Below are 4,306 nucleotides of genomic sequence, written 5' to 3'. Positions count from 1 at the left end.
GACATTGTCCAATTCAACAATTCACAGAATTCGGTTAAAATTTGGTCGGTGCGTTCGGTTGATGATACTCAAGAGAGACTCAGGTCAGATTTTGAGAAATACGCAATTCAATACACCCCAAAGCAAGAGGGTAGCAAAAAGAAGAAAGATGGGCAGAAAATAATTGAACTGGACAAGTTAACTCAATTCTTAGCATCTGGAAGAAGTGAGTATCTTATTCAGGCAATTAATGCAAAAACTGAATTGTTCGATCAGCCATATCAGAATTTGTTCACTCATGACATCAAAGCCGAAGTAATTTATTTATATTGGCGAATGGGTATGATCGCAGATCGATTGCGGCAGGATCGTTTGGCGCAACTAAAGGAGGAAGATACTGACAAGGTGTCGAGCGCGTTGCTGGGCGTGAGTGGAACGTATTGGATAGTTTATTGTACAAACAAGCTTGTATCTTCGGAGAACAAAACAATTGCTGCGCAATTGCGATTGGACAAGCAAAAAGGTGATGACTTTGAAGGGGCGCTTGAAAAGTACGTGGCTCACGCCCTTGATATGTATTTTGACGTCGCCATTGATACCTACGACGACGAGACTTATGGGTCAGTTAGGTCTGCACTACGGTCACCTAGGTTTCTGCAAAAGTTCGACCAAAAACTAAATAATAAACTTGCTAGCAAGGTAAAGAGCATAAAACTTCCGAGCCTTAGTCATGCAATAAAGTCTGCAAAGGCGGATTGAAGGCAAATGTGCTTGAAGCCCAGCGGCTACTATGTGTTGGGCTTCGTTGCATTCAGCACCAACCTACGGCAGAACTTACCTAGCCGGCCTGAAAGAACCCCAGATGCTCACCCTCTACACCTTCGGCCGTGCATTCGGCCTACCCGATGGCAGCCCCTTCGTCACCAAGGCCGAGACCTTGTTGCGGATGGCGGGTTTGCCATATCAGAGCAATAGCCAGGGCATGTTCAAGGCGCCCAAGGGTAAGTTGCCGTATATCAATGATGGCGGCACGGTACTGGCCGATTCGACCTTGATCCGCTTCCATCTGGAGCAGCGCCACGGCATTGATTTCGACGCCGGATACGGGGGTGAAGCCTTGGCGATGGCCTGGGCGGTGGAGAAGATGCTGGAAGAGCATCTCTACTTCGCCACCCTGCATGCGCGCTGGGTGCGCGACGATAATTTCGAGCGCGGTCCGCGCCATTTCTTCGATGCGATTCCGTTGCCGCTGCGGCCTTTGGTGCGCTGGCTGGTGCGGCGCAAGCTGATCAAATCGCTGCATGCGCAGGGCATGGGGCGGCATGGAGAGGCGGATATCATCACCCTGGCCAACCGCGACCTCGATGCGGTCTCCACCTTGCTGGGCGACAAGCCTTACTTGCTGGGCGAGCGCCCCTGCGGCGCCGATGCCACGGTATTTGCCTTTATCGGCGGCGCGCTATGCCCGGTGTTCGAGACACCGATCCGCCGCCATGCCGAATCGCTGCCCAACTTGGTAGCCTACCGCGACCGCATGCTGGCGCGGTTTTACCCTGAGTTGGTGCGGGGTGGCGCTAGCGGGTGAAGCTGGGAGGGCGCGTTGGTCGTGGGAGCGGCTTTAGCCGCGATTGCCAGCCGATTCGCCGATGTTCTTGCACATTCGCCGCCATTCGCGGCCAAAGCCGCTCCTACAACAGCGCTATTTGAGCAAGGCGCGTTGCTGCTGAACGCGCAGTTGTTGCTGCATCTGTTCGATATAGAGCAGCACCTCGCCCTGTTTGCCGAAGCTGCGGCAACGCTTGATCATCGCTTCGAGCAGTTCGGGGTCGAGGTCGGCGTGTTTGGTGATCGGGTAGACAAAATCGGTGTAGTTGTTCTTGTTGAGCCTGGCGATGACGGTCAGCCGGAAGGCCTTGTCCAGCGCCGGGTTGCGCGCGAAATAGTCCATCGTCTCGTCCTTGGCCAGATGCCCGCCCTGGTAATAGGCCTGCAGCGCGGACACCGGGGTAAAGCGCGAGCTGACGGCGGCGCTACGCAGGTAGTAAATCGGCCCCTGCAGCATGGCAGCCAAGACCTCGGTCGCGGGTTTGCTCTTGCGCATCTGGTCGATCTGTTGCCAGAAGCGCCGCTCCTTCGGGTCATCCTCGCTGGTGTCCTTGCTGTACGCCAGCGCAAATTCAACCAAGCGCGCCGCCGGCCAGTTGGGCGAGTCGTGCCAGGCATTGGCCATATTGAAAATCGCTTCGCCGCCGACATGGACATGCAGCACACCGCGCGCATAGATCGCATCCAGCGTCTCGGGCCGGGTGTGCAGATTGTTCACCAGCGCGTCGGCGCTGTCTCGGATCAGCTCAATGGTTCCGGCATCCAGCTTGGCGCGCGCGGCATGGGCGGGCAGCTGGGCGGCGATCTGGTCCAACGCCTCGGGCGGCGCAAAGCCATTGCCGGCAAGGGCGGCATTGATGCGCCAATTCTTCTCGCCAGCCAAGCGCAACAGGATACGGTCGGGGGTCAGCCCGAATCCGGCAATGGCGGCGCGCACCACCACGCTGGGGTCGGTGGCCAGTCGGTCGATCAGCGCCTGGCGATCTTTATCGAATTGCGCCTGGCTCAGATACCAGACCATGCGCGCACGGATGCGCTCATCCGGGTCGGCCACTAGCTTGGGCGCCAGCTCGATCCAGCGCTCCACATCGTGCCAGTCCAGCGCGTCGAGGCGCACTGTCGCATCGCTCGAGGTCAGCGCCTGGCGTAGCTGGGCGGGATTGAGAAAGTTGCGCTGCGCATGTTCGGCGGCCAAGGCCAGCGGGCAGCAACACGACAGGGCGAGGGCAAGCAAGGCGGGGCGTAGACGCATGATGGTGGCGCTTCTGGCAGTAAGGGTCGGCCGATTGTAATGCGCCAGACAATCGGCCGACACCGCCCAGCCCCTTGCCTATTCGCGCTCGAACATATTGGAGAAACCGCCCAGCACCGAGCCTTGCTCGCCACCATTGCCGCCGCCGGCCTTGGAGGCACCGACAATGCGGTTGGCCAGGCGCGACAGTGGCAAGCTTTGCAGCCATACGCGTCCCGGTCCGCGCAGGGTGGCGAAGAACAGGCCTTCGCCGCCAAACAGTGCGCTCTTCACATTGCCGACGAACTGGATGTCGAAATCCACACTGGGCTGGAAGGCCACCACGCAGCCGGTATCCACCCGCAGCGTTTCACCGGGGCTGAGCACCTTTTCGATCAAGGCGCCGCCGGCATGGATAAACGCATAGCCGTCGCCTTCGAGCTTTTGCAGGATAAAGCCCTCGCCACCGAAGAAACCGGCACCAAGGCGCTTTTGCATGGCAATGCCGAGCGACACGCCCTTGGCGGCGCACAAAAAGGAATCTTTCTGCGCCAGCAGGGTGCCGCCCAGCTCGCCCAATTGCACCGGAATGATCTTGCCCGGATAAGGCGCGCCAAAGGCAACGCGCTTTTTGCCCTGGCCTTGGTTGACGAACACGGTGGTGAACAGCGATTCGCCGGTGAGCAGGCGCTTGCCAGCCCCCATCAGCTTGCCCATGAAGCCCTGCTGGGCGGCCGAGCCATCACCGAAGATGGTGTCCATGACAATGCCGTCTTCCATATAGAACATCGTGCCGGCCTCACCCACCGCAGCCTCGCCCGGGTCGAGCTCGACTTCGACAAACTGCATATCGTCGCCAAACAAGCGGTAGTCGATTACGTCCATGCTCATTGATTTCTCCTGGTGTTTGCGCGCCACGATGGCGCGATGAAAGTCGAATTCAGGCGCGCCCATCGTGCTGGCCAGCCGCCGCTCGCGCATGGTGTGCCACTGCATGACTTTAGTTCCCCGGCCGCACAAATACAGCTGGCTGCCTGGCTGCGCACCGTGGCGCCGGTTCTGCGGCTCTTGAAGCCGGCCAGCGCCAACCCCAGATATCAGGCATGGCAGCCGGATACGCCGCCCAGGCCTCAGGCCGATTGCCGCGTCGGCGCCAAAAACCGTGTTCAACAGCCCAAGGAGATCACCATGAACCGCTTACCCGCTCGCCGCAGTGTGTTCGACGAACTGTTGCGCGATTTCTCGCCCGCCTACTTCGTACAGCCGCTGCACGGCGATGCTTTGCCGGCACAGATCAAGCTCGATGTCCGCGAAGATGCCGAGCGCTTTGTCGTGCACGCCGAATTGCCCGGCGTGAACAAGGATGATGTGCATGTGGAAGTGGATGGCCCCGTCGTCACCCTGCGTGCCGAAATACGCCAGCACGATGCGCAAGCCAGCCAGGAACGCCTGCTGCGCAGCGAGCGCTACTACGGCGCGCTGTCGCGCAGC

The 4,306-nt window shown here is 59.1% G+C and carries 5 protein-coding genes; 3 read left to right on the top strand and 2 right to left on the bottom strand.

What is annotated here, in order from left to right:
- Window positions 1-738 (top strand): hypothetical protein (locus tag ACE3OH_RS20085; protein ID WP_374357336.1); only part of this gene is annotated, 738 nt, incomplete at its 5' end.
- 103 nt (window positions 739-841) lie between these two features.
- Window positions 842-1,564: a glutathione S-transferase family protein gene (locus ACE3OH_RS20080; protein WP_374357334.1), complete on the top strand. Its 723-nt coding sequence runs from the start codon at window positions 842-844 to the stop codon at window positions 1,562-1,564.
- A 114-nt stretch (window positions 1,565-1,678) separates the two neighbouring features.
- On the opposite strand, the gene ACE3OH_RS20075 is transcribed toward ACE3OH_RS20080, so the two are convergent.
- Both ACE3OH_RS20075 and ACE3OH_RS20070 read right to left on the bottom strand, forming a co-directional pair.
- On the bottom strand, window positions 1,679-2,836 hold the full coding sequence (locus tag ACE3OH_RS20075) for a HEAT repeat domain-containing protein (protein ID WP_374357332.1): 1,158 nt from the start codon (window positions 2,834-2,836) through the stop codon (window positions 1,679-1,681).
- 78 nt (window positions 2,837-2,914) lie between these two features.
- Window positions 2,915-3,811: a TIGR00266 family protein gene (locus ACE3OH_RS20070; protein WP_374357330.1), complete on the bottom strand. Its 897-nt coding sequence runs from the start codon at window positions 3,809-3,811 to the stop codon at window positions 2,915-2,917.
- A gap of 192 nt (window positions 3,812-4,003) precedes the next feature.
- On the opposite strand from ACE3OH_RS20070, the gene ACE3OH_RS20065 reads away from it, so the two are divergent.
- A partial coding sequence (locus tag ACE3OH_RS20065) for an Hsp20/alpha crystallin family protein (protein ID WP_374357328.1) occupies window positions 4,004-4,306 on the top strand: 303 nt, incomplete at its 3' end.

The sequence above is a fragment of the Chitinimonas sp. genome (genome assembly GCF_041904975.1).
Classification (GTDB): domain Bacteria; phylum Pseudomonadota; class Gammaproteobacteria; order Burkholderiales; family Chitinimonadaceae; genus Chitinimonas.
This window is presented reverse-complemented; position numbering and strand designations above follow the sequence as displayed.

What these genes read in the sequence shown, in the direction of transcription:
- ACE3OH_RS20075 (WP_374357332.1), bottom strand. Translation starts at nt 2,836, where the DNA reads ATGCGTCTACGCCCCGCCTTGCTTGCCCTCGCCCTGTCGTGTTGCTGC.
- ACE3OH_RS20080 (WP_374357334.1), top strand. Translation starts at nt 842, where the DNA reads ATGCTCACCCTCTACACCTTCGGCCGTGCATTCGGCCTACCCGATGGC.
- ACE3OH_RS20070 (WP_374357330.1), bottom strand. Translation starts at nt 3,811, where the DNA reads ATGCAGTGGCACACCATGCGCGAGCGGCGGCTGGCCAGCACGATGGGC.